This window comes from Staphylococcus sp. MZ3 (assembly GCF_018622755.1).
Taxonomy (GTDB): domain Bacteria; phylum Bacillota; class Bacilli; order Staphylococcales; family Staphylococcaceae; genus Staphylococcus; species Staphylococcus aureus.
Genome location: NZ_CP076026.1, coordinates 2,547,089 through 2,570,746 on the forward strand (window position 1 = coordinate 2,547,089; position 23,658 = coordinate 2,570,746).

At 34.2% G+C, this 23,658-nt stretch carries 15 protein-coding genes; 1 reads left to right on the forward strand and 14 read right to left on the reverse strand.

Annotated elements, in window-relative coordinates; translation table 11 throughout:
- Positions 1–256 precede the first annotated feature (256 nt).
- Both KI230_RS13870 and sarT read right to left on the reverse strand, forming a co-directional pair.
- Positions 257–4,756 carry an E domain-containing protein gene (locus KI230_RS13870; protein ID WP_214958280.1) on the reverse strand — a complete coding sequence of 1,500 codons (4,500 nt, stop codon included), beginning with the start codon at positions 4,754–4,756 and terminating at the stop codon, positions 257–259.
- A gap of 304 nt (positions 4,757–5,060) precedes the next feature.
- Positions 5,061–5,417, reverse strand: coding sequence for an HTH-type transcriptional regulator SarT (gene sarT / locus KI230_RS12595; RefSeq protein WP_000998872.1), 357 nt, complete (start codon positions 5,415–5,417; stop codon positions 5,061–5,063).
- Positions 5,418–5,740: 323 nt separating this feature from the next.
- On the opposite strand from sarT, the gene sarU reads away from it, so the two are divergent.
- A complete protein-coding gene (gene sarU / locus KI230_RS12600; protein ID WP_000386367.1) occupies positions 5,741–6,484 on the forward strand; it encodes an HTH-type transcriptional regulator SarU in 744 nt (247 codons plus the stop codon).
- Positions 6,485–6,694: 210 nt separating this feature from the next.
- Here sarU and galU read toward each other — a convergent pair whose 3' ends face one another.
- The 12 genes from galU to KI230_RS13810 all read right to left on the reverse strand — a co-directional run bounded on the left by galU (position 6,695) and on the right by KI230_RS13810 (position 23,642).
- A complete protein-coding gene (galU, locus tag KI230_RS12605) occupies positions 6,695–7,561 on the reverse strand; it encodes a UTP--glucose-1-phosphate uridylyltransferase GalU (protein WP_000721337.1) in 867 nt (288 codons plus the stop codon).
- 179 nt (positions 7,562–7,740) lie between these two features.
- Positions 7,741–10,530 carry a fibrinogen-binding adhesin SdrG C-terminal domain-containing protein gene (fnbB, locus tag KI230_RS12610; RefSeq protein ID WP_214958281.1) on the reverse strand — a complete coding sequence of 930 codons (2,790 nt, stop codon included), beginning with the start codon at positions 10,528–10,530 and terminating at the stop codon, positions 7,741–7,743.
- 680 nt (positions 10,531–11,210) lie between these two features.
- Complete coding sequence (gene fnbA, locus KI230_RS12615; RefSeq protein ID WP_045176586.1) at positions 11,211–14,342, reverse strand: fibronectin-binding protein FnbA; 3,132 nt, start codon at positions 14,340–14,342, stop codon at positions 11,211–11,213.
- Positions 14,326–14,427: a hypothetical protein gene (locus KI230_RS12620; RefSeq protein WP_001790696.1), complete on the reverse strand. Its 102-nt coding sequence runs from the start codon at positions 14,425–14,427 to the stop codon at positions 14,326–14,328. The genes fnbA and KI230_RS12620 overlap by 17 nt, the downstream gene beginning before the upstream one ends.
- A gap of 382 nt (positions 14,428–14,809) precedes the next feature.
- Positions 14,810–16,168 carry a gluconate:H+ symporter gene (locus KI230_RS12625; protein WP_000481425.1) on the reverse strand — a complete coding sequence of 453 codons (1,359 nt, stop codon included), beginning with the start codon at positions 16,166–16,168 and terminating at the stop codon, positions 14,810–14,812.
- Between the two features lie 116 nt (positions 16,169–16,284).
- Entirely contained in the window at positions 16,285–17,838 is a 1,554-nt protein-coding gene (gene gntK, locus KI230_RS12630) for a gluconokinase (RefSeq protein ID WP_049296623.1), read from the reverse strand.
- 24 nt (positions 17,839–17,862) lie between these two features.
- Positions 17,863–18,543 (reverse strand): GntR family transcriptional regulator, encoded by a 681-nt coding sequence (locus KI230_RS12635; RefSeq protein WP_000990133.1) that lies wholly within the window; start codon positions 18,541–18,543, stop codon positions 17,863–17,865.
- Positions 18,544–18,696: 153 nt separating this feature from the next.
- A complete protein-coding gene (locus KI230_RS12640) occupies positions 18,697–19,461 on the reverse strand; it encodes a MerR family transcriptional regulator (RefSeq protein WP_000074018.1) in 765 nt (254 codons plus the stop codon).
- Positions 19,462–19,625: 164 nt separating this feature from the next.
- Positions 19,626–20,318 carry a GTP pyrophosphokinase gene (locus tag KI230_RS12645; protein ID WP_000289136.1) on the reverse strand — a complete coding sequence of 231 codons (693 nt, stop codon included), beginning with the start codon at positions 20,316–20,318 and terminating at the stop codon, positions 19,626–19,628.
- Between the two features lie 230 nt (positions 20,319–20,548).
- Positions 20,549–20,965, reverse strand: a complete 417-nt coding sequence (locus tag KI230_RS12650; protein ID WP_001117046.1) for a DUF2188 domain-containing protein — start codon at positions 20,963–20,965, stop codon at positions 20,549–20,551.
- Between the two features lie 138 nt (positions 20,966–21,103).
- Complete coding sequence (locus KI230_RS12655; RefSeq protein ID WP_000586390.1) at positions 21,104–22,927, reverse strand: FUSC family protein; 1,824 nt, start codon at positions 22,925–22,927, stop codon at positions 21,104–21,106.
- Positions 22,928–23,438: 511 nt separating this feature from the next.
- Positions 23,439–23,642, reverse strand: coding sequence for a hypothetical protein (locus tag KI230_RS13810; RefSeq protein WP_001621913.1), 204 nt, complete (start codon positions 23,640–23,642; stop codon positions 23,439–23,441).
- Positions 23,643–23,658 lie beyond the last annotated feature (16 nt).

The window sequence follows — 23,658 nt, forward strand, 5'->3', positions numbered from 1 at the left end:
AAATATACATACTACTTGAAACACCATACATAACCCCCAAAATGACTACTCAGAGGTTATATTCTACTAATTATGATTATATTAAATATGAAAATATTATCAAAAAAATCAAATTTATAACAAAAATACACCCCTTAAAGTTAGGTCTTTCAATCCAACTTTTGGGGTGTATATCATTCTCATCATATTCTAGGTTGTTTTTAACAAACTAAATATAGTGAATGCAAATCAACTATTATTTAAATTATGAATTATTTTAATTCTTTCTTCTACGAGCCAATAACATTAATCCAGCAATTCCAATTATACTACTAAAGATCAATCCTTTTTGTGTGCTTTCTGCACCTGTTTTTGGTAATTCTGCTCGTTTTTTCTCTTGATTAGCTACTGATTTTTTAGCAATTTTAGATTTTTTAACTTTATCATTTTTATCCATTGAATGAACTGGTTCATTTGGTTTTGCTCTGTCTTTCGATAATCCTGGATTGTCAGGATTTACTGGGCCACTTGGATGAGTTGGTCTGCTCGGCTTCTCTGGGTTTTCAGGTCCTTTTGGATCTTTTGGTTTCTCGCCACCAAACTCTACAATCTTATCTACTGGTTGTTTTGTAATCTCTTCTGTTGGTTGACCCTCGCCAACTTTTTCACCTGTTAATGGGTTCACTGTGATTGGTGTTGTGATTGTCTTACTTCCTGGTTGTCCCTCTTGTTTCACTCGCTCTTCACCAGGTTGTAACTTCGGATTAAATTCACGTTTTGTTTCAAACGGTATCTCCACTGTTTTCGTTTCTGGTGTACCCGTTTTTGGTCCGTGTTTAATCACATCATCCACTGGCTCTTCGATCACTTTTCCTGTGTCTGGATTCTTAATTCCTGGTTTACCTGGTACTTTTTCCGTTTGATCTGTTGGTAAGTTTGGATCAAAGATATCTTTATGACCTTGCGGTATTTTCTCGCCACCAAACTCTACAATCTTATCTACTGGTTGTTTTGTGATCTCTTCTGTTGGTTGACCCTCACCAACTTTTTCACCTGTTAATGGGTTCACTGTGATTGGTGTTGTGATTGTCTTACTTCCCGGTTGTCCTTCTTGTTTCACTCGCTCTTCACCAGGTTGTAACTTCGGATTAAATTCACGTTTTGTTTCAAACGGTATCTCTACTGTTTTTGTTTCTGGTGTACCCGTTTTTGGTCCGTGTTTAATCACATCATCCACTGGCTCTTCGATCACTTTTCCTGTGTCTGGATTCTTGATTCCTGGTTTACCTGGTACTTTTTCCGTTTGATCTGTTGGTAAGTTTGGATCAAAGATATCTTTATGACCTTGCGGTATTTTCTCGCCACCAAACTCTACAATCTTATCTACTGGTTGTTTTGTGATCTCTTCTGTTGGTTGACCCTCACCAACTTTTTCACCTGTTAATGGGTTCACTGTGATTGGTGTTGTGATTGTCTTACTTCCTGGTTGTCCCTCTTGTTTCACTCGCTCTTCACCAGGTTGTAACTTCGGATTAAATTCACGTTTTGTTTCAAACGGTATCTCTACTGTTTTTGTTTCTGGTGTGCCTGTTTTTGGTCCGTGTTTAATCACATCATCCACTGGCTCTTCGATCACTTTTCCTGTGTCTGGATTCTTGATTCCTGGTTTACCTGGTACTTTTTCCGTTTGATCTGTTGGTAAGTTTGGATCAAAGATATCTTTATGACCTTGCGGTATTTTCTCGCCACCGAACTCTACAATCTTATCTACTGGTTGTTTTGTGATCTCTTCTGTTGGTTGACCCTCGCCAACTTTTTCACCTGTTAATGGGTTCACTGTGATTGGTGTTGTGATTGTCTTACTTCCCGGTTGTCCTTCTTGTTTCACTCGCTCTTCACCAGGTTGTAACTTCGGATTAAATTCACGTTTTGTTTCAAACGGTATCTCTACTGTTTTTATTTCTGGTGTACCCGTTTTTGGTCCGTGTTTAATCACATCATCCACTGGCTCTTCGATCACTTTTCCTGTGTCTGGATTCTTAATTCCTGGTTTACCTGGTACTTTTTCCGTTTGATCTGTTGGTAAGTTTGGATCAAAGATATCTTTATGACCTTGCGGTATTTTCTCGCCACCAAACTCTACAATCTTATCTACTGGTTGTTTTGTGATCTCTTCTGTTGGTTGACCCTCACCAACTTTTTCACCTGTTAATGGGTTCACTGTGATTGGTGTTGTGATTGTCTTACTTCCCGGTTGTCCTTCTTGTTTCACTCGCTCTTCACCAGGTTGTAACTTCGGATTAAATTCACGTTTTGTTTCAAACGGTATCTCTACTGTTTTTGTTTCTGGTGTACCCGTTTTTGGTCCGTGTTTAATCACATCATCCACTGGCTCTTCGATCACTTTTCCTGTGTCTGGATTCTTGATTCCTGGTTTACCTGGTACTTTTTCCGTTTGATCTGTTGGTAAGTTTGGATCAAAGATATCTTTATGACCTTGCGGTATTTTCTCGCCACCAAACTCTACAATCTTATCTATTGGTTGTTTTGTGATCTCTTCTGTTGGTTGACCCTCACCAACTTTTTCACCTGTTAATGGGTTCACTGTGATTGTTGTTGTGATTGTCTTACTTCCTGGTTGTCCCTCTTGTTTCACTCGCTCTTCACCAGGTTGTAACTTCGGATTAAATTCACGTTTTGTTTCAAACGGTATCTCCACTGTTTTCGTTTCTGGTGTACCCGTTTTTGGTCCGTGTTTAATCACATCATCCACTGGCTCTTCGATCACTTTTCCTGTGTCTGGATTCTTGATTCCTGGTTTACCTGGTACTTTTTCCGTTTGATCTGTTGGTAAGTTTGGATCAAAGATATCTTTATGACCTTGCGGTATTTTCTCGCCACCGAACTCTACAATCTTATCTACTGGTTGTTTTGTGATCTCTTCTGTTGGTTGACCCTCGCCAACTTTTTCACCTGTTAATGGGTTCACTGTGATTGGTGTTGTGATTGTCTTACTTCCTGGTTGTCCCTCTTGTTTCACTCGCTCTTCACCAGGTTGTAACTTCGGATTAAATTCACGTTTTGTTTCAAACGGTATCTCTACTGTTTTTGTTTCTGGTGTACCCGTTTTTGGTCCGTGTTTAATCACATCATCCACTGGCTCTTCGATCACTTTTCCTGTGTCTGGATTCTTGATTCCTGGTTTACCTGGTACTTTTTCCGTTTGATCTGTTGGTAAGTTTGGATCAAAGATATCTTTATGACCTTGCGGTATTTTCTCGCCACCGAATTCTACAATCTTATCTACTGGTTGTTTTGTGATCTCTTCTGTTGGTTGACCCTCACCAACTTTTTCACCTGTTAATGGGTTCACTGTGATTGGTGTTGTGATTGTCTTACTTCCTGGTTGTCCTTCTTGTTTCACTCGCTCTTCACCAGGTTGTAACTTCGGATTAAATTCACGTTTTGTTTCAAACGGTATCTCTACTGTTTTTGTTTCTGTTTTCTTAACTAGATTAGGCGTTAGTTTAAATGTTGAGTTATTTAAATCCGTTCTCATCCAACCATTTGCATATACACCTTGAGATGTTCCCTGTCTTTGACTAGAAGTAATTAAAAAGTTATATGCTTCAGATTTATCCAATCCCAAATCTGATATATTAGCTTCCCAAACTTTACCAGCATATTCGGCTCTCATTATCCCCGATTTTTCATTGTACGCTAATTTTAAATTATTAAGTAATTGACCATGGAATTTTCCATCTGTTGTATCAATAGAATTATCTGCATATTGGAATGAATTATCCGCTTTACCTCTTGTTGGTATGTTTGTTCCAACCTTTGCTGTAGTTCCATCAGCACCTGTTTTTACAAACGTACCATACCCTTTAAATCCTTGTCCTGCCTGTTTCTCTTCTTTATCCATGGGATCTTTAAAATTATACCCTGTATCAATTTTAAATCCTGCTGAATTTTCCATTCCTTTGGGACCTAATATACCTCCCTTTTGTAAATATTCGTTACCGTCACCTTTACTAAATAAGAACCCCCATCCATCAGCGCCAGTTGTTACCGATTGATGATTATTAGCTACTCTAATGTTAAACTCAAAGTCATTTTTAAAAGAAACTTTATTCTTTAATTGTAATGCTCCTGTCAATTCGTTTTTTCCAATACTTTTATTATTGAAACGAGTGACTTCAGATACCTTTAGATCCTCTGGATTGCTTTGTATATCAACACTTCCGTAACCTTCAAAATGTTCTTTACCTTGAATTGTAATTGGGGTAGATTCAACTACATTTTTAGAATCTCTTGTAATATCAAAAGAGCCTTCATCAACAGAACGAGCTTTTCTAACCTTAGGTGTCTCTGCGTTATGAGTGACTGACGATTTCGGCTGAACTTCAGCAACATCAGCTACTTCTTTTGGTGTATCCTCCTTTTTTGATATATCTTCAGCTTTTACTGATGGTTCATGTTCGATTGTGTCTTTGTTTGAAGTTACTTCAGATTTAGCTTCTACACCCTGTGGTGCAGTGTCTTTGTTTGTTACTTCTTCAATCTTCACTTCTTTTGATTGGACATTATCTTTTAATGTAGTTGGATTCTCAATATTGTTTTCAGCTGCTTCTGCCTCTTGTTGAGTTCCCAAATACATTAGTGAGCCAATTAAAATAGATGCTGTTCCAACTGTAAATTTTCTTATTGAATATTTATTCAATTTATTTGATAGAAAATCTACTCTTTTATTTACCGGTCCTTTCTTATCTCTCATTTGCATACTCCTTTTTCCATATTTTCCACTTTACTTACAGTGAATTTACATGTAATTTTACAAATACAATAGGAGTTGCACAATGGAATATAACACTTATCTTTATAAAATTATTTTATATATTGACACACTTAAAACAATCTACAAATAAAATTATTATTTTTAGTTTTCAATGAATAATTCATTCTTATCTGTTGGAAAAACCCATCAACTCAATAGCATTGAATTTCTAAAATAAAAAATACCTTAACGCATTTAAAAATACATTTAACTGCACCAAGATATTAAAATCTCGAAACATACTTTATGTTTCATTAATATTTATTTCACTCAAAAGATTTTTAATATAATTGTGTTGTTTTACAGAAACAACAATGATTACATTTCTACTATCATGTGGGTCTCTACATTTATTCAAGTAACCCTTTTTTGATAATTCTTTTACGCTTTTAACAATTCTAGATTGGTCTATACCGATATAACTTATAATGTCTCTCATAAAATATTTACCTTCATCATTTTTAAATACATCTAAATATGCTAATACTAAATAATTATCTAATGTAAGACAAAAATATTTTTTTAAATATTTACGCAGCTCATATGTAGTTAATACTCTTTTCATTAATTTAATATTGCTCTTGCTTTTCAAATCATTCATCAAGTCTTCATCCCTTACTTTTAATTGTCACGTCAAATAATATTTGTCTTTAACTAGTAATAACTCCAAATATATTTAGTTTGTGGTGCTAGCTATAAACACAAATGAATCATAACACTATATTTTGATTTTGTTCAATTGTTTTTGTTTTTGGATAATAAATGAATTTGTCATTTGTTATTCCGTGATTTTTAGTTATTTATATTTTATATATATTATATATAAAAATATTTAGGTTAACATGTCTTCAAAAGAGATTGCTTTTATATTACTTTAAATAATATAAAGTATTGGGACATCAGAAAATAGTAGGAGAATGTAAGGTGGACTATCAAACTTTCGAAAAGGTCAATAAATTCATAAATGTAGAAGCGTACATATTTTTTCTCACTCAAGAGTTAAAGCAACAATATAAATTATCATTAAAAGAATTGTTGATATTAGCATATTTTTATTACAAAAATGAACACAGTATTTCACTAAAAGAAATCATTGGTGACATACTTTACAAACAATCTGATGTTGTTAAGAACATTAAGTCACTATCTAAAAAAGGATTTATAAATAAGTCTAGAAACGAAGCAGATGAACGCCGTATTTTTGTTTCAGTTACTCCAATACAACGTAAAAAGATTGCTTGTGTTATTAATGAGTTAGATAAAATAATTAAAGGATTTAATAAGGAAAGAGACTACATAAAATATCAATGGGCTCCAAAATATAGCAAAGAATTTTTTATACTTTTTATGAACATTATGTACTCAAAAGATTTTTTAAAATATCGATTTAATTTAACATTTCTTGATTTATCTATCTTATATGTAATATCATCTCGAAAAAATGAGATACTAAATTTAAAAGATTTGTTTGAAAGTATTAGATTTATGTATCCTCAAATTGTTAGGTCAGTTAATAGATTAAATAATAAAGGTATGCTAATCAAAGAACGATCCCTTGCAGATGAAAGGATTGTGTTAATCAAAATAAATAAAATACAATATAACACTATTAAAAGCATATTCACAGATACTTCCAAGATTCTCAAACCAAGAAAATTTTTCTTTTAAATTTAAACAGATTTACCTCTTGATAAAATAAATAAGCAATCATAATACTTCTCAATTTAGTATAAATAAAAATACATAATTAACTTTCTTTTGTTTTTATATTATTTCAATACCCTACTATATATCACAACACATAAATTAAGCATGACACTCATTCAATTTAGTTCACCATTTCGTGTTCCAATTTTATTGAGTATCATGCTTTTAATGTTATAACCCTAATTCTTTAATAAATCGTGTTAATTCTTCTCGCATACTGTCATCTTTCAATGCATATTCTATGGTAGTTTTAACGAAGCCTAATTTTTCTCCAACGTCATAACGTTCGCCTTCGAAGTCATATGCATACACTTGGTTATCATTATTCATACGTTCAATCGCATCTGTTAACTGAATTTCGTTACCTGCGCCTTCTTTTTGCGTTTTTAAATAATCGAAAATTTCAGGCGTTAATACATAACGTCCCATAATAGCTAGGTTTGATGGTGCCGTACCTTGTGCTGGCTTTTCCACAAACTTTTTCACTTCATACTGACGTCCGTTTTTAGTTAATGGATCAATAATTCCATAACGATGAGTATCTGCTTCTGGAACTTCTTGGACGCCTATAACTGAGTGCCCAGTTTCTTCATAAACGTCAATCAACTGTTTCACTGCTGGTACTTCAGATTCAACAATATCGTCACCTAATAACACCGCAAATGGTTCATTGCCGATAAATTGACGCGCAGAACTAATCGCATGCCCCAAACCCTTTTGTTCTTTCTGTCTTACATAAAAAATATTCGCAAGTTCCGTTGAATACTGAACTTTTTCTAGTAATTCAGATTTACCTTTTTCTTTTAACACCATTTCTAATTCTTTTTGACTATCAAAATGATCTTCAATCGCGCGTTTGTGGCGACCTGTCACTATAATAATATCTTCAATTCCAGCTCTTGCAGCTTCTTCAACGATATATTGTATTGTGGGTTTATCTAAGATAGGAAGCATTTCCTTTGGCATCGCTTTAGTTGCTGGTAAAAATCTAGTCCCTAAACCAGCAGCGGGAATGATTGCCTTTTTTATTTTTTTCAAAGTTAATGTGCTCCTTTTCCTAAGTATTAAATCTATGTATCAACGTCATTTTAACACTAATTAGAACGCCTTCATAGTGTCATTGAGTATGTAATTATTTCTTGGGAAATTTGATTTAATTTTAAAAAACAGGCTTACTTCATATAATTTATGAAATAAACCTGCCAATTTTGGATTGATTATGCTTTGTGATTCTTTTTATTTCTACGTAATAACGCTAATCCTAAAATGCTAAATAATCCGCCGAACAACATACCTTTGTTTGTTGATTCTTCTCCACCTGTTTCAGGTAGTTCAGATTTCTTAGATTGTGCTTTTTTAGTTGGTGCCACTGCTTTAACCTTTTCATTGATTTCAATAACAGGTGTTACTACCTTACCTTGTTCCACTGGTTTAGAAGGCTTTTTAGGTTCTTCTTTTGCGGGTGGTACTGGTTTACCTGGCTCAGATGGTATTTCTGGCGTTGGTGGCGTTGGTACTTCCGGTTCACTTGGTACTTCTGGTGTCGGTGGCGTTGGTGGCACGATTGGAGGTGTTGTATCTTCTTCAATCGTTTGTTGACCTTCATTATGACCACTTACTTGTGGAAGTGTATCTTCTTCAAAGTCAACACTACTGTGTCCACCGAATTGATAATTAGGTTTATCTTTGTTTGTATCTTCTTCAATAATTTCAGTGTGCTTATTGAATCCATGAATATGTGGCACACTATCGAAGTCGATATCAATGATATTACCACCTTGTTCATACTTAGGTTTGTCTTCTTCTGTGTCTTCCTCGAATGACTGGTCACCATTATTTTGACCTTGGATTTGAGGTACACTATCGAAATCGATATCTACGATATTGCCACCTTGTTCATATTTCGGTTTATCTTCTTCTGTGTCTTCCTCGAATGACTGATTACCGCTATTTTGGCCACCTTCGTAACCTAATTCACTCTTAATATCAACATGGCTATTTTCTTCGATTTCTTCAATCACGCCATAATTACCGTGACCATTTTCAGTTCCTAAACCAGAATGAGAAATATGCTGGTAATTTTCAGTAATCTCTTCGATTGGACCTTGAGCTTGACCATGTTCTTCAGGTAATTCATCCACTAGTTCGATAAGATTACTTTCAGTTGTATATTCTTTCGTATCTTCAACTGTTGTATGATCGCTCACTGCGCCAGTTACAATACCTTTTGTATAATCTTCGTCAAATTCAACTAGGTTAGACTCAGTAGTAACCTGACCACCACCTGGGTTTGTATCCTCTTCATATTCAACAACATCAGCGTGATGTTTTGAATTTTCATGTGTAGATTCTTCAAAATCCACATGAATAGAATCTTCTTCAGTTTCAATAATACCTTCTGCATGACCTTCTGCACCTTCAACAGCTGTATGATATTCAAAATCAATTGGCTTAGAATCGTTACTTTCTTCGATTGTACCAGTCAATTCATGCTTCTCCACTGGCGGCTCTGATTTAATGTCTAAATCAATTGGTTCACTCTTCTCAATGATAGGATCATTTGGTTTATCTTTACCGTCGCCTTGAGCGTTGTTAGAGTAGAATGCAACACCATTTTTCCAAGTTAATTGAACTGGGTAATATGGGTAGTAAGGATAGTATGGGTAATTTTTATGATAACCTGAAAGATGTGTTCGGAAATTTAGATCCTTAGCATTTTGATTATATTCACCTTCATATTTAATTACATAGTTTTTTGTATTGTCTAAATCATTAAAGTTCAAAGAATACCCGCCATCTCCTGTGTAACTTAAATTTACTTTGTTAGTCACATCTTCAAATTTGTTGGCATCATCAAGCTTTGCATAAACACTTTCAGCTAATTCATCTGAACCAATGTGTTTATATACTTTGACTGTTGGATTATTAGCATTTTGTTTATGTCCAGATGTTACTTGACCAGTTACTGTGACAGAGCTTAACGATCGGTTATTAGGTTTTATATACGCAAAATGGCTAAATTTACCATCTTCTTTATTCAAAGTATCAATTCGACCATTAACAGTTACACCCATTCTATCTTTAACACCGTCTAAATATTTGATATCGAACTCTTTTTCAATCGTTTTATCACCTAGTGTTACTTCGACTTTTTGCTTTCCTTGCTTTGTCACTGTTGTAGGGTCAATAAATAGATTTAAAGATAATTCAGCAGTTAAATCTTTTTTATCTTTAACGTACTCTTTAAAAGTATATCTAATTTTTCTTTCTTCAACCACTTCACCTATTGCCATAACTTGACCATCTGTACTTTTTATTTCTGGAACTTTACGCAGTGTTGAAATACCGTGAGTTTCAACATTATCACTTAACGTGAAATCAAAATAATCTCCTTCTTTAATTCCTTCACCGAATTTCCATTTATATTTTAAAGTTACTCTTTCAGCGTTATGAGGATTAACGACATTCGTATCTTGTTTATGTCCTACAATTTCACTACCATTTTCTACTGTAACTTTATTTGTTACATCTGTACCTGTCGCCTTAGCTTCTCCTGCTACTACGGCAACGTCAGTTGATCTTTTCATTCTTGGTTTAATTTCTGAGACGTTACTTGGTTGAGCTATGTCAACTTGAGTTCCTGTAGTTTCCTTATCAGCAACTTTTTCCGATGGCAAATCAACTCGCGAAGTTTCTACTTTTGGTGCTTGCACAGTTTTCGGTGCTTCTTCTGTTGTTACTTGTGTTGATTGTGATGGTTGCTCAGTTGATGTCGCGCTGTATGATTGTGTTTCATCTATTGTATTAACGTTATTTGTAGTTGTTTGTGTTTCGCTTACTTTACTTTCAGTAGCTGAACTCCCACTTTCCTCTACTGTAGTATTGTTCTGTTCCGATGCTGCAGCTTCTTTTTCTTGTCCCATTCCAACAACGATCATTGTTCCTAAGAATACTGAGGCCGCTCCCAATTTGTGTTTTCTTATGCCGTATCTAAGATTGCTTTTCACTATAATATTCTCCCTTAAATGTAAAATTCATTTATTTTTTAAACTCAATAAATGCAATTCTATATTGTTCGGTTTTTAAAAGCAATGAAAAAAAGCGAGTTAATAAAAAGTTAAGATTGTTGTTAACTTTATGTATAATGAGTTTTTTATTATTTATAACTCACATATATATTGCATGCAAAACTCTTTAATCCCTTGATATAACAGGCTTGTATTTTTTATACTTATTTTTTAAATTAAATTCAAATTCATCTAATTTAAAGCAATATACTAAATTATACATAATAATCGCCTGTACAATGCATCATTAACAAGTCACTGAAATGCCTTTCATTGTATTAATAACGTCATTATAATTTTATATCGTTCGGTTTTTGTTTGATTTTAATGATTATTTATACAGAAACAGCCGTATTTCAAGACGACATTTTAAATTTAACTAAATTTGCATCTAGTTAATAATTGCATTTATCAAATTTGTCTTATTGATTCAATCTAATTTGTACTAACAAACTAGTTTTAAATTCTAACTTTATCTCTCATTTTGTAATCAATCATCAGACATAAAGCGCTTCAGCAATCAGAAAACACTCTAATTTTCTATTAGAAATTTGATTTAATCTAAAAAAACAGGTTTACTTCATATAATTTATGAAATAAACCCGTCAATTTTTGTTTAATTATGCTTTGTTATTCTTTTTATTTCTGCGTAATAATGCTAAACCTAGAATGCTGAATAATCCGCCGAACAACATACCTTTGTTTGTTGATTCTTCTCCACCTGTTTCAGGTAGTTCAGATTTCTTAGATTGTGCTTTTTTAGTTGGTGCCACTGCTTTAACCTTTTCATTGATTTCAATAACAGGTGTTACTACTTTACCTTGTTCCACTGGTTTAGAAGGCTTTTTAGGTTCTTCTTTTGCGGGTGGTACTGGTTTACCAGGTTCAGCTGGTACCTCTGGTGTTGGCGGTGTTGGTGTTTCTGGCTCACTCGGCACTTCTGGTGTCGGTGGTGTTGGTGTTTCCGGCTCACTTGGTACCTCTGGTGTTGGCGGTGTTGGTGTTTCCGGCTCACTTGGTACTTCTGGTGTCGGTGGTGTTGGTGTTTCCGGCTCACTTGGTACTTCTGGTGTCGGTGGTGTTGGTGTTTCCGGCTCACTTGGTACTTCTGGTGTTGGTGGTGTTGGCGGCGTTGTATCTTCTTCAATCGTTTGTTGACCTTCATTTTGGCCGCTTACTTTTGGAAGTGTATCTTCTTCAAAATCAACAATGTTGTGTCCACCGAATTGATAATTAGGTTTGTCTTTGTTTGTATCTTCTTCAATAATTTCAGTGTGCTTATTGAATCCGTGAATATGTGGCACGCTGTCGAAGTCGATATCAATGATGTTACCGCCATGTTCATATTTAGGCTTGTCTTTCTCTGTATCTTCTTCGAATGACTGATCACCTTTATTTTGACCATGAATTTGAGGTACACTATCGAAATCAATATCTACGATATTGCCACCTTGTTCATATTTAGGTTTATCTTCTTCTGTGTCTTCCTCGAATGACTGGTTACCGCTATTTTGGCCACCTTCATAACCTAATTCACTCTTAATATCAACATGACTATTTTCTTCAATTTCTTCAATCACGCCATAATTACCGTGACCATTTTCAGTTCCTAAACCAGAATGAGAAATATGATGATTGTTTTCAGTGATTTCCTCGATTGGTCCTTGTGCTTGACCATGTTCTTCAGGTAGTTCATCCACTAGTTCAATCAGATTACTTTCAGTTGTATATTCTTTCGTGTCTTCAACTGTTGTATGGTCGCTCACTGCGCCAGTTACAATAACTCTTGTAGACTCTTCGTCAAATTCAACTAAGTTAGACTCAGTAGTAACCTGACCACCACCTGGGTTTGTATCCTCTTCATATTCAACAACATCAGCGTGATGTTTTGAATTTTCATGTGTAGATTCTTCAAAGTCAATTGGATTTGATTCCTCAGAGGACTCAGTGTATCCTCCAACGTGACCCGCTTCGCTATCCACAGCAGTATGGTAATCGATATCAATAGCCGATGAATCCGTTTCTTCTATTGTTTCAATGTATCCATCAACATAACCACCCTCACCATCTATAGCTGTGTGGTAATCAATGTCAAGCGGTGTATTGTCTTGATTTTCTTCTGTTTCAATAATTTGCTTCGCATCGTATTGTCCGCTGATTGAGCCATTACCACTATCTTCAGAGAACTCAAAGTTATTGGAGTCTACGATCGGACCATATTTTCCATCACCATTAGCTTTATTACTATATAAAACTAATCCATTATCCCATGTTAATATATAGCCATTGTTATAATAATATGTTTTATAGCGATTTTCAGGGTATCCAGTTAATTGAGTTCTAAAGTTCACTTCACTCGTACCATTTAAATAATCTCCGGTGTAATGAATTACATATGTTTTATCTAATTTGTCAAAATTTAATGAGTAGCTACCATTGTTTTGTACTTTTAATTTATCACTCATTTGATTCGTTACATCTTTTAATTGTGTGCTGTCCGCTGTATTTGCATAAACACTTTGTGGTAGCCCATTTTCAGTTCCAACATACTCATATATTTTAACATTTGGTTGTGTTCCATTCTCATTACTTCCTTGTGTCAACATACCCGTTACAGTAACACTGTCTGAATTGTTTCCATTTATAGGCTTAATATATGCTACGTGTGTAAATTTATTTTTTTCTTTGTCAAACGTTTCAATCGAACCATTTACATTTGTATATTGATTTTTAACACCATCTTTATATGTTATTTGCATAGTTCCTGATGTTTCTTTGCCATTTAATTTTGAAGTAATTGTTTGTTGTCCATTGCTTTGAACTGTTTTAGGATCTATGAATAAGTTTATTTCTAAATTAGCCGTAACATTCACTTTATCTTTGATGTAATCAATAAACGTATATCTAATTCGGCCGTTATCTAGTACCTGTCCTTTAGCCATTACTAATGAACCATTTTTAATATCTGGAACTTTTCTTATAGTTGATACTCCATGCGTGTTTACATTATTTGATAATGTAAAATCAAAATAATCTCCTGTTTTCAACCCATCTTGAAATTTCAGTTTATACTTCAATACTACACGTTGCCCTTCATGAGGCTGAACATTATTTCCTTTTGGCGCTTCAATTTTACTTTCATCTTCTACTGTAACTTTACTTGTTACATCTGTACCCGTTTCCACTTTCGCGTCACTAGCTTCCTTAGCTTCAACTACGTCTGCTGATCTTGTCACACGTGCCTTACTTTCTGATGCCGTTCTTGGCTGTGCCACTTCAACTTGTGTTTTTGCCACTTGATTTTGTGTAGCCTTTTTAGGTGTTAAATCTACTTGTTTTTGATCTCCGCTATTGTCTTGAGATTGTGTCGTTTCCTTAACTTGAGGGTTCGCTTCTTCCTTAACTACCTCTTCTTTAACTGTTTCTAAATTTGCTGGTTGTGCAGTTTGTGGTGCTTGTACTGCTTTTGGTGCTTCTTCAGTTGTTACTTGTGTTGCGTTTGACGGTTGTTCTGTTGCTGTTGCGTTATATGATTGAGTTTCTTCTATATGATTAACGTTAGTTGCAGTTGTTTGAGTTTCGCTTACTTTATTATCAGTAGCTGAATTCCCATTTTCTTCTACTGTTGTCTTTTGTTCTGATGCTGCAGCTTCTTTATCTTGTCCCATCCCAACAACGATCATTGTTCCTAAGAATACTGATGCTGCTCCCAATTTATGTTTTCTAATGCCGTACCTAAGATTGTTTTTCACTATAATATCTCCCTTTAAATGCAAAATTCATTAATTTTTTAAACTTAATAAATGCAAGTCTATATTGTTCGGTTTTTAAAAGCAATACAAAAAAGCGAGTTAATGAAAAGTTAAGATTGTCATTAATTTTATGTTAATTGATAATTTTATTATTTGAAATATACCTATAAATTGTATTCAAGTCATCAGAAACCCTTGTCACACAAGGCTTGTATTTTTTATACTTATTTTTTAAATTAAATTCATCATTATCTAATTTAAAACAATATACTAAACATTTCATAATTATCGCCTGTATAATACGCACAAAAACATGTCTTGAAACGCCTTTCATTACTCTAAAATACCCAATATACTTTTTATATCGTTCGGATTCTGAGTATTTCAGACGATTTTCTGCATAAAAATAAACGTGTTTCAAGGCAATATATTGCAATTACCTAAAAACACGTTTACTTAATATTTAGTTAAACAAATAAGCTAATGAATAAAATGAAGATGATACCTGAAACGGAAATAATCGTTTCTAATAATGACCATGTTAAGAATGTTTCTTTTACAGTTAAACCAAAATATTCTTTAAACATCCAAAATCCTGCGTCATTTACATGAGACAAAATCACACTACCTGCACCTATCGCAAGTACAACTAATGCAACATTTACATCTGATGATTGTAATAATGGTAAGACAATACCTGTAGTTGAAATCGCAGCTACTGTAGCCGAACCTAATGCGATACGTAGCACAGCTGCAACAATCCATGCTAGTAAAATTGGAGACATCTCTGTACCTTCAAACATTTTAGCAATTGTATTTCCGACACCGCCGTCAATTAATACTTGTTTAAATGTACCGCCACCGCCAATAATCAATAACATCATTCCGATTGGATAAATCGCATTCGTCACTGATTCCATAATATGATTCATCTTACGCTTTCTCATTAATCCCATCGTAACGATTGCAAATAATACTGCTATTAGCATTGCTGTCCCTGCTGTTCCTATCATATAAATGATAGATTCAAATAGATTTGTAGGTTTGTCGTGCCCAGTTACAAGTTGCGTTATCGTAGACACTAACATTAATATGACTGGTAATGTTGCAGTTAATAAACTCATACCAAATCCTGGCATCTCTTGATCCGTAAATTCTTTTTGTGCACCTAACGCTGAAATATCGCCTTCTCGTGTATACGCAGACGGAATCATTTTTTGTGCAACTTTGTTAAATATAGGTCCTGCAATGAGTGTAACTGGAATGGCAATAATCATACCGTACAGTAATACATCTCCAACATTTGCCTTTAATTCTTTTGCGATGACTACCGGTCCTGGATGTGGTGGTAAAAAGCCATGTGTCACAGATAAAGCTGTTACCATAGGTAGTCCTAGTTTTAACACTGAAACATTTGCGCGTTTTGCTACTGTAAATACTAATGGAATCAGTAAGACTAAACCTACTTCAAAGAACAATGCAATACCGACGATAAATGCTGCAACAAGCATTGCCCATTGTACATGTTTTTGACCAAATTTTTGAATCAACGTGTCTGCAATTCGAGTTGCACCACCACCATCAGCAAGTAATTTCCCAAGTATGGCACCTAAACCGAATATTAGTGCAATGTGGCCGAGCGTACTGCCCATCCCTTTCTCAATCGTCTCCATAATTTTAGTCAATGGTATACCTAGCATTAACGCTGTAATCATCGATGTGATAATTAATGAAATAAATGTATTTAATTTAAACCCAATAATTAATACTAATAAAATAACGATACCTAAAACAACACTGATTAACGGCCATATTTCGTTAAACATGACATTCCCCTCTTTCTCTTTTCAATAGAATGTAACACCGTCGTCGCGCACGTATTCCAGATAATATATAGTAGTCATGGCACAACAACTTTATCTAAGATGCTTGAGTGACGTATTTATTGTGTTTTATTTTCAGCCATATGTTGGCGTTGAAAATCTGCAATTTGTTCATAATTCTCTGTTAAAGAACGACTTAAATTGATAAAAATGGATACGAGCTCTTGGTAAACAGCGACATTTTCTTCAAACGGCGTATGATTATTTGTAGCACCGACCATCGATGAAACGATTGAAAAATCTTCAATGTCACCTACAGCTTTAAGTCCGAGCACGCAGGCACCTAAGCATGAACTTTCATAACTTTCAGGAACCACTAACTCTGTGTCAAATATATCTGACATCATTTGACGCCATACTTCACTTTTCGCAAAACCACCTGTTGCTTTTATCATCTTAGGCGTTTCATTCATTACTTCAATGAGTGCAAGGTAGACGGTATACAAATTGTAAAGAACACCTTCTAATGCAGCGCGAATCATATGTTCTTTTTTATGAGATAAAGTTAAACCGAAGAATGAACCTCTTGCATTTGCGTTCCAAAGCGGCGCACGTTCTCCAGCTAAATAGGGATGGAATATTAAACCATCTGCACCTGGTTTAACACGCTTTGCAATTTGAGTTAAGACATCATAAGGATCAACACCGAGACGTTTCGCAGTTTCGACTTCACTCGCTAGCAACTCGTCGCGCAACCATCTCAATACGACACCACCATTATTTACAGGACCTCCGATGACGTAGTGGTCCTCTGTTAAGACATAACAAAATATTCTACCTTTGTAATCAGTACGCGGTTTATCTATCACAGTACGAATCGCCCCAGATGTACCGATTGTGACAGCAACTTCTCCTTTACCAACACTATTGACACCTAAATTAGAAAGGACCCCATCACTCGCACCAATAACAAACGGTGTATCTTTATTAAGCCCCATTAATGTTGCATAACGTTCTTTCATACCTTTCATCACATACGTTGTTGGAACTAATTCCGGCAACATTTCCTTGGAAATACCCAGCAGTTCTAATGCCTCAACATCCCAATCTAATGTTTCTAAATTAAACATCCCTGTTGCGGAAGCCATTGAATAATCAATGATATATGTATCAAATAAATGATAGAAAATGTATGTTTTAATATCTGCAAACTTAGCAGTACGTTGAAACACATCTTGCCATTCATGTTTCATCCAAAAAATCTTCGCTAATGGCGACATAGGATGAATCGGTGTGCCTGTTCGCTGGTAAATCGCATTGCCATCATGCACTTCATTTATTACTGTTGCATATTTTGCAGCGCGGTTATCTGCCCAAGTAATATTATTTGTTAATCTTTGATGTTGCTGATCCATCGCAATCAAGCTATGCATTTGCGCACTAAATGACACAAATTTAATATCATCTTGATTAACTTTCGATTCCCTCATTATGTATTTAATTGTCATTAATACCGCATCAAATAATTCATCTGGGTTTTCTTCTGAGACATCAACGTTTGGTGTGTGTAAATCATAGCCGATTTGATGTTTCATGATGAAAGTTCCATTTTCATCATATAAGACTGACTTGGTACTCGTCGTTCCAATGTCGACACCAATCATATATTTCATGACAAATCCTTCTTTCTTTTCATTTTAATTCAACCAAAATCCTTCAATATCTTTACCAACATCGTCGAAATTTAAATGAAACGCTTCTTTCAAAATTTGACTGTCGTATTGTTCCACTGCATCAATAAACACTTGATGATTATGATGTATACGTTCAAAATCTTGCGGGTTCTGTTGCATACGTTGTCGCATGGATGTTAAAACGAGTGCCATCATTACTGGTTTTAAATGACTCCAAAATGAGTTTAAATATTGATGATTAGATGCTTTGATTAATGTTTCATGAAATTCAAAGTCATGCTTCGTAAATGATTCTGCATCCTCAAATTTTACTGCCACTTTCATCATTTCAAGTTGTTTCTTCATTTCTTTTACGATAGGTAGTCGCTCTTGATTTTTAACTCTTGAAAATGCAAATGACTCTAACATCAGTCGCAAATCGTACATTTCTTTCTTTTCTTGTTCCCCAAACGGCAACACATGTGCACCCATTCTTTCTAATTGGATGAGTTGATTTTGTTGCAATAATTTAAATGCATCTCGAATTGGCGAACGACTCACATTAAATTGCTTTGCCATTTGATTTTCAGTGAGTAACGTACCTTCAGCTATGTGACCATTCACAATGCCTAATCGTAATTCTGCCGCGATACCTTCTCCAGTTGTCATACCTTCCAACCATTTCTCTGGATATCCATACATCATCAAAGTCACTCCTTCATTACACGACATACTTGTATACAAGTATGTTAATATAGTTCTTAAGCGTTTGCAAGCGCTTTCTTTACGCGTACTAAAATAGTGACCATCCCTTTTCAATGTAAATTTAAAGGGAATGGTCACTATCACACGAATGATTTAATTGTTATGTTGTATGTGGGATATTTCTAATTGTTCTGTACTCATATGCGCTTTAGGTACTTCAATGCAATAATGCGTTTCATGACAGTTTGGACATTCGAATCGACGTGTTGTAGCAGTATGTTTCGCTTTGATAACTTGCCATAAAGATGGTGAGAATATATGCTGGCAGTTAGGACATAAATAGGCAACCTTTTGTTGGTAATAAAAAGTAACACCAATGCCGTATCCAATCATAAACGGCAACGCAATTAGAAACGGCCATTTATTTTTCATCAAAATTGCACTTATAATGCTAGAATATTGAATTATTCCTATAATACCCGCACTAATCCAAATGTTACGACGAATACTTTTCATTTCAGCTGATTTACTCATGACATGCTCTATGTCTTTTAAATGTGTGATTGGAGACGTCGACGCTTTATTTACGTAATATTGAACATTTTTAATTTTGTTTAATACCGCTTGTTGCTGTTTGACTTGTTGATTAATTTCTTGTTGTTTCATAGTTAGTAAAGTATTGAGCGTCTTCAAAGTACCTTCACCTTTTAGCAACATATCTATATCGCTTAACGCACAACCTAAATCTTTAAGCAATAAGATTAACTCTAATGTTTGTCGCTGTTGTTCTGTATACACACGACGCTTTCCTTCTGTAAATCCTTGTGGTTTCAAAATACCTTTGCGATCATAATATTGAATCGTTCGTGTTGTCACATTGCATAATTTTGCGAGTTCTCCAGTCGAATAGTTAGACATAGATTCCACCTCCTATAATTACCATAGTTGATGACCCGACGTCACGAGCAAGTACAATTTCCACATTTTAAAGGAATTTATTATACTAGGCGTCTTATTTTTGTGATTTCGTACCATGTTGATTTACAAAATCACTCAAATTAAGTAACACTCCTACTAAACGTCTACTCTGTTATTTCAGAATGAATTTGTTGTAATTTATCTTCAACTTCAGTAATCTCTGTCGCACATTCTTTCAATAAATCTCGATACTTTTCCGTCTCTGCATTGTTTTTATAACGTATTTTATGTTCTAAACTTGCCCACATATCCATACCTATCGTTCTAATTTGAATTTCAACAGGCAATACCTCAACGCGTTCTGCTAAAAAGACTGGAATAGATACAACGATATGTAAACTGCGGTAACCATTTTCTTTAGGGTGCTGAATATAATCTTTACGTTTTATCAATTGTACGTCTTCTTGTTTAAGCAACATCTCTTCAATCAAATAAATATCATCTAAGTAATTACATACTACGCGAATTCCGGCAATATCCAGTATATGTTCTTTGGCAGTTTCTGCGCTAATCTGTAATCCTTTACGATTAAGCTTTTCTATTAAACTACGCATTTCTTTCACACGTCGCTCCATATGATGTATAGGATTGTGTTTATAAATGTGATTGAAATTGTCATCTAAAATACTCAGTTTAGTGCTTATTTCCTTTAGTGCTGACGAATAAATATGATCTAACTCTACGAAACCTAATAACGTATCAAATGCTTCATCACCATTTTCAAATTTACTTAAACTATTTTTAAAATCATGTCGCAAATCCTCTAAATATAGTGATGGTTTTCGATCTACATACATTTTTATACTAACCTCCGATATATAATCATCTTTATTGTACCTAACATTTTATTAAGATAATACTAATAAACTATCGAACTTTGGGCTGATACTGAAACAGCACAAAGAAACTCAAACAATCCGAATTATGTATCAAAACCTTCAATTACAGGAAGTAATTTTAAAATGATTTAACGCAAAAAAACACCTGTTACCGTTATATAGGTACAAGTGCTTAATTGATAGAGATGTTATACGTCTTTAAATGATTCCACAACTTTTGGATGTGCACCATCCATAAGCGGTTCTCTTTGTCGAACGCCACCACTTTGGTTGCCAATTGATTCGCTATCAAAGTACGATTTATCTTGATTTGATTGTTCTTGAATATGTTCTTCATTATCAGTTGTTGCATATTCACTATCCACCTCTGTTTTTTCCATTGTTGCTGTATGGAATTGTACGAAGTTCTCTTCTTCTAGTGCTTTGATTTCTTCTTTCGATAACGCTCGATACCAATCTTTCGCTTTTTTCGCCGCAATAGGAACAACATCTTTTTCAAGATATCCTTCTTTTAACATTGCATTCGCAATTTCTATCGCTTTTTGCCGTTTAATTACTTCAAAATCTTTCCATTTTTCGGGGTAACCTTTCATTGTAAAGGGCATTTCCTTAACCTCCAATATGTTATAATTCATGTTATATACCACCATAATTATAAAATGAAACATATTAAACACAATTTTTTAGACTCCCGTCATAATAACTTCAGACAAACGTTAGTCTGACCTGATAAATATTTAATTTTAAACGTTCTTGTCTCTCTCACGAAAACCATTGTGTTGAATATTCATCATTGCTGATTGAATATAATTATACTGTGGTAAATCTGGTAATATCTTTATTTCTAATTCTGTATTTAATTCGAAATGCTTAGCGATGTTTTCAAATGTTGCTAAATACTCGCCCATTAATTGTTCATTTATTGTAAGTCTATCTTCATTAGCCATGGCTCTATTTAACATAAAGCTAATTTCTTCTAATGCGAATAAGCTAGGATAATAATTTTGAATCAATGTCTTATCACTAAATAATTCACCATTAGCTGCATTATAAACTTGCGTCATATTATTTAATTTCACAGATAGGTTCATAGCCGTGTTTTTCTGATACACATCATCTTTATATTGGTTTTCAGAAAACAAATAATGGAAGAGCGTTGCTTCTTTACGAACAACTTCAGCCATTACATTAGGAAGCAATGCGGATGCGGTACGTTGTCCAAGGACAAATAAACCTATGATTGCAATCACAATACCCATTGCAACGTCAATAACTCTTGGAAACGCAATGTTAATTGTTAAATTCTGTGATGCTAATCCATTCATTAAAATAACTTGTATTGTAATAAAGACTACCGCAATCGCATAATTTGCTCCCACCAATGCTTCAGTAAACAATGCTGCAATGCCCATTAAAATTACTGCAACAGGTGTTGGTATTGAAAACAACAATATGACTGAAAGTACTAACACACCTAAAATAGTACCTAAACCTCGTGCCATACCTCTCTCGATTGCATGTATAGTTGATGTTCCTAGTAATATTGTATGTGCAGATAACGGTATCCAGTATGCTTTTTCAAAATCAAACATTAACGCAATAAATATCGCTATCATCATAATCGCTGTATATCTCAATGTACTTCTAAAAACAATAGAGTCTAATGTTAAATTTTGATAAATGCGTTTACTATATAAAGGTTTTCGCATGTCTGCTTCATACGCAATACGCGCTTCATTTGCATGCACCATTTCATCAATTTTCAATATATGGTTGAATAAATTTTGAAATTCCTCTGTTACTGTCACTTCTTTTCGCCAATATCTTACATTTTCATCACTATTATCTAGTTGTGCAATGATATGATCCATCATTTCAATTAACTCATCTGGCAATGGTCGAATTTGTTTAGCGTTCAACTCTAACAGTTCAGAATAAATCCCTTGGGCAGATGTGTGTAATAATAATAATTTTTGGAAACGTCTACTTAATTTATCGTTACTTGAAGTAGAAGTGATTAGTAATTTATCAGATGCTTTAAAACTATCCACCGCTGTTTTTGCTACTTGTAAAAATGCAGATTTATCATTATAAGTGTGTAACAACTTAGATATGAGTTTAAAATCATTTTGAATTGCTTGTTCTTCAGCTTTGTTTTTAGAAAATACGATCGTGATTAACACCATCATAGTGGCAAGTATACCGCCTACTAAAATCGCAAAGCCTCTATATAATGCTTCTTCGGGAGCTATAGGTAAGTTAATGGGTAGACTGAATGTCACAATGAAGAATGTCGATGACGGTCCAGCTATTTTTAAGGCAGTAAATATATAAAATGGTATAACCGTAACAATTAATAATGTCATTCCAAAAACGAGTGGCGTTTTTGCTGTTAGCGTACCAAGCATCATACATATTGCAAACGCTAAATTACAAATTATTACAGTTCGCAGCTTAGATCGCGACGGACCTTTAAAAACATAAATATGGGCTAGTGTTCCGGTTGCAACTAATAATCCAAATTGGAAATTACCACATAAGTAACCGATTATTGCGGGAATAATCATTAACAGTCCCTGTCTTACACCTTTATAAAAGTCTAAGTTAAGTCGATTGATTTTTATGAGTGATGTCAAAAAGATGTCATTTCGACTTCTCCTTTCCTTGTCAAAATATTTCCATAATCTTTTTATTAGCATAGTTAAAATGAATTTGTTGCTATAAATTTTAATTACGCAACATATGTCATTATAACACCTTATACTCAATTATCTAAATTCAAAAACTTTTAAAGTCCAATTAAAATTATTTTCTAATGTTATTTAACATCGTTGAACCTTTGGTCGCCCACCTTTGCGCTAGTTAAGATTTATTTGTGACATGTTGAAATTATTTTAGTGAATACGATATTTAGGGTTAGAAAAACATTCACATAGACTTAAGGTTTATTTACTTCATATTATTCCTAGGGTTCATGATCCAAACTATAGTGAATTTAAGAAAGTTTATAAAACATATTTGCCTCATAAGCTTGAATAGTTCCTATATTCGTTATTTAAAATGACATTCGATGTCAGTTCATTTCTTAAAATATCGAAAGATGATTACGTATAATATATATAGTGACGTATTTACAAATAATGGCAGTAAGCAGTACAAAATGATTACACAAAAATTTCCTTCTACTCGATAAATTAAGAAGTATAAAATAATTAAAAAAATACTTATAATCAGACCTATAAGAGGCAAACTTCTAATATATTTCTCTAAGTTTTCCTTCATATGTATAACCTCCTAA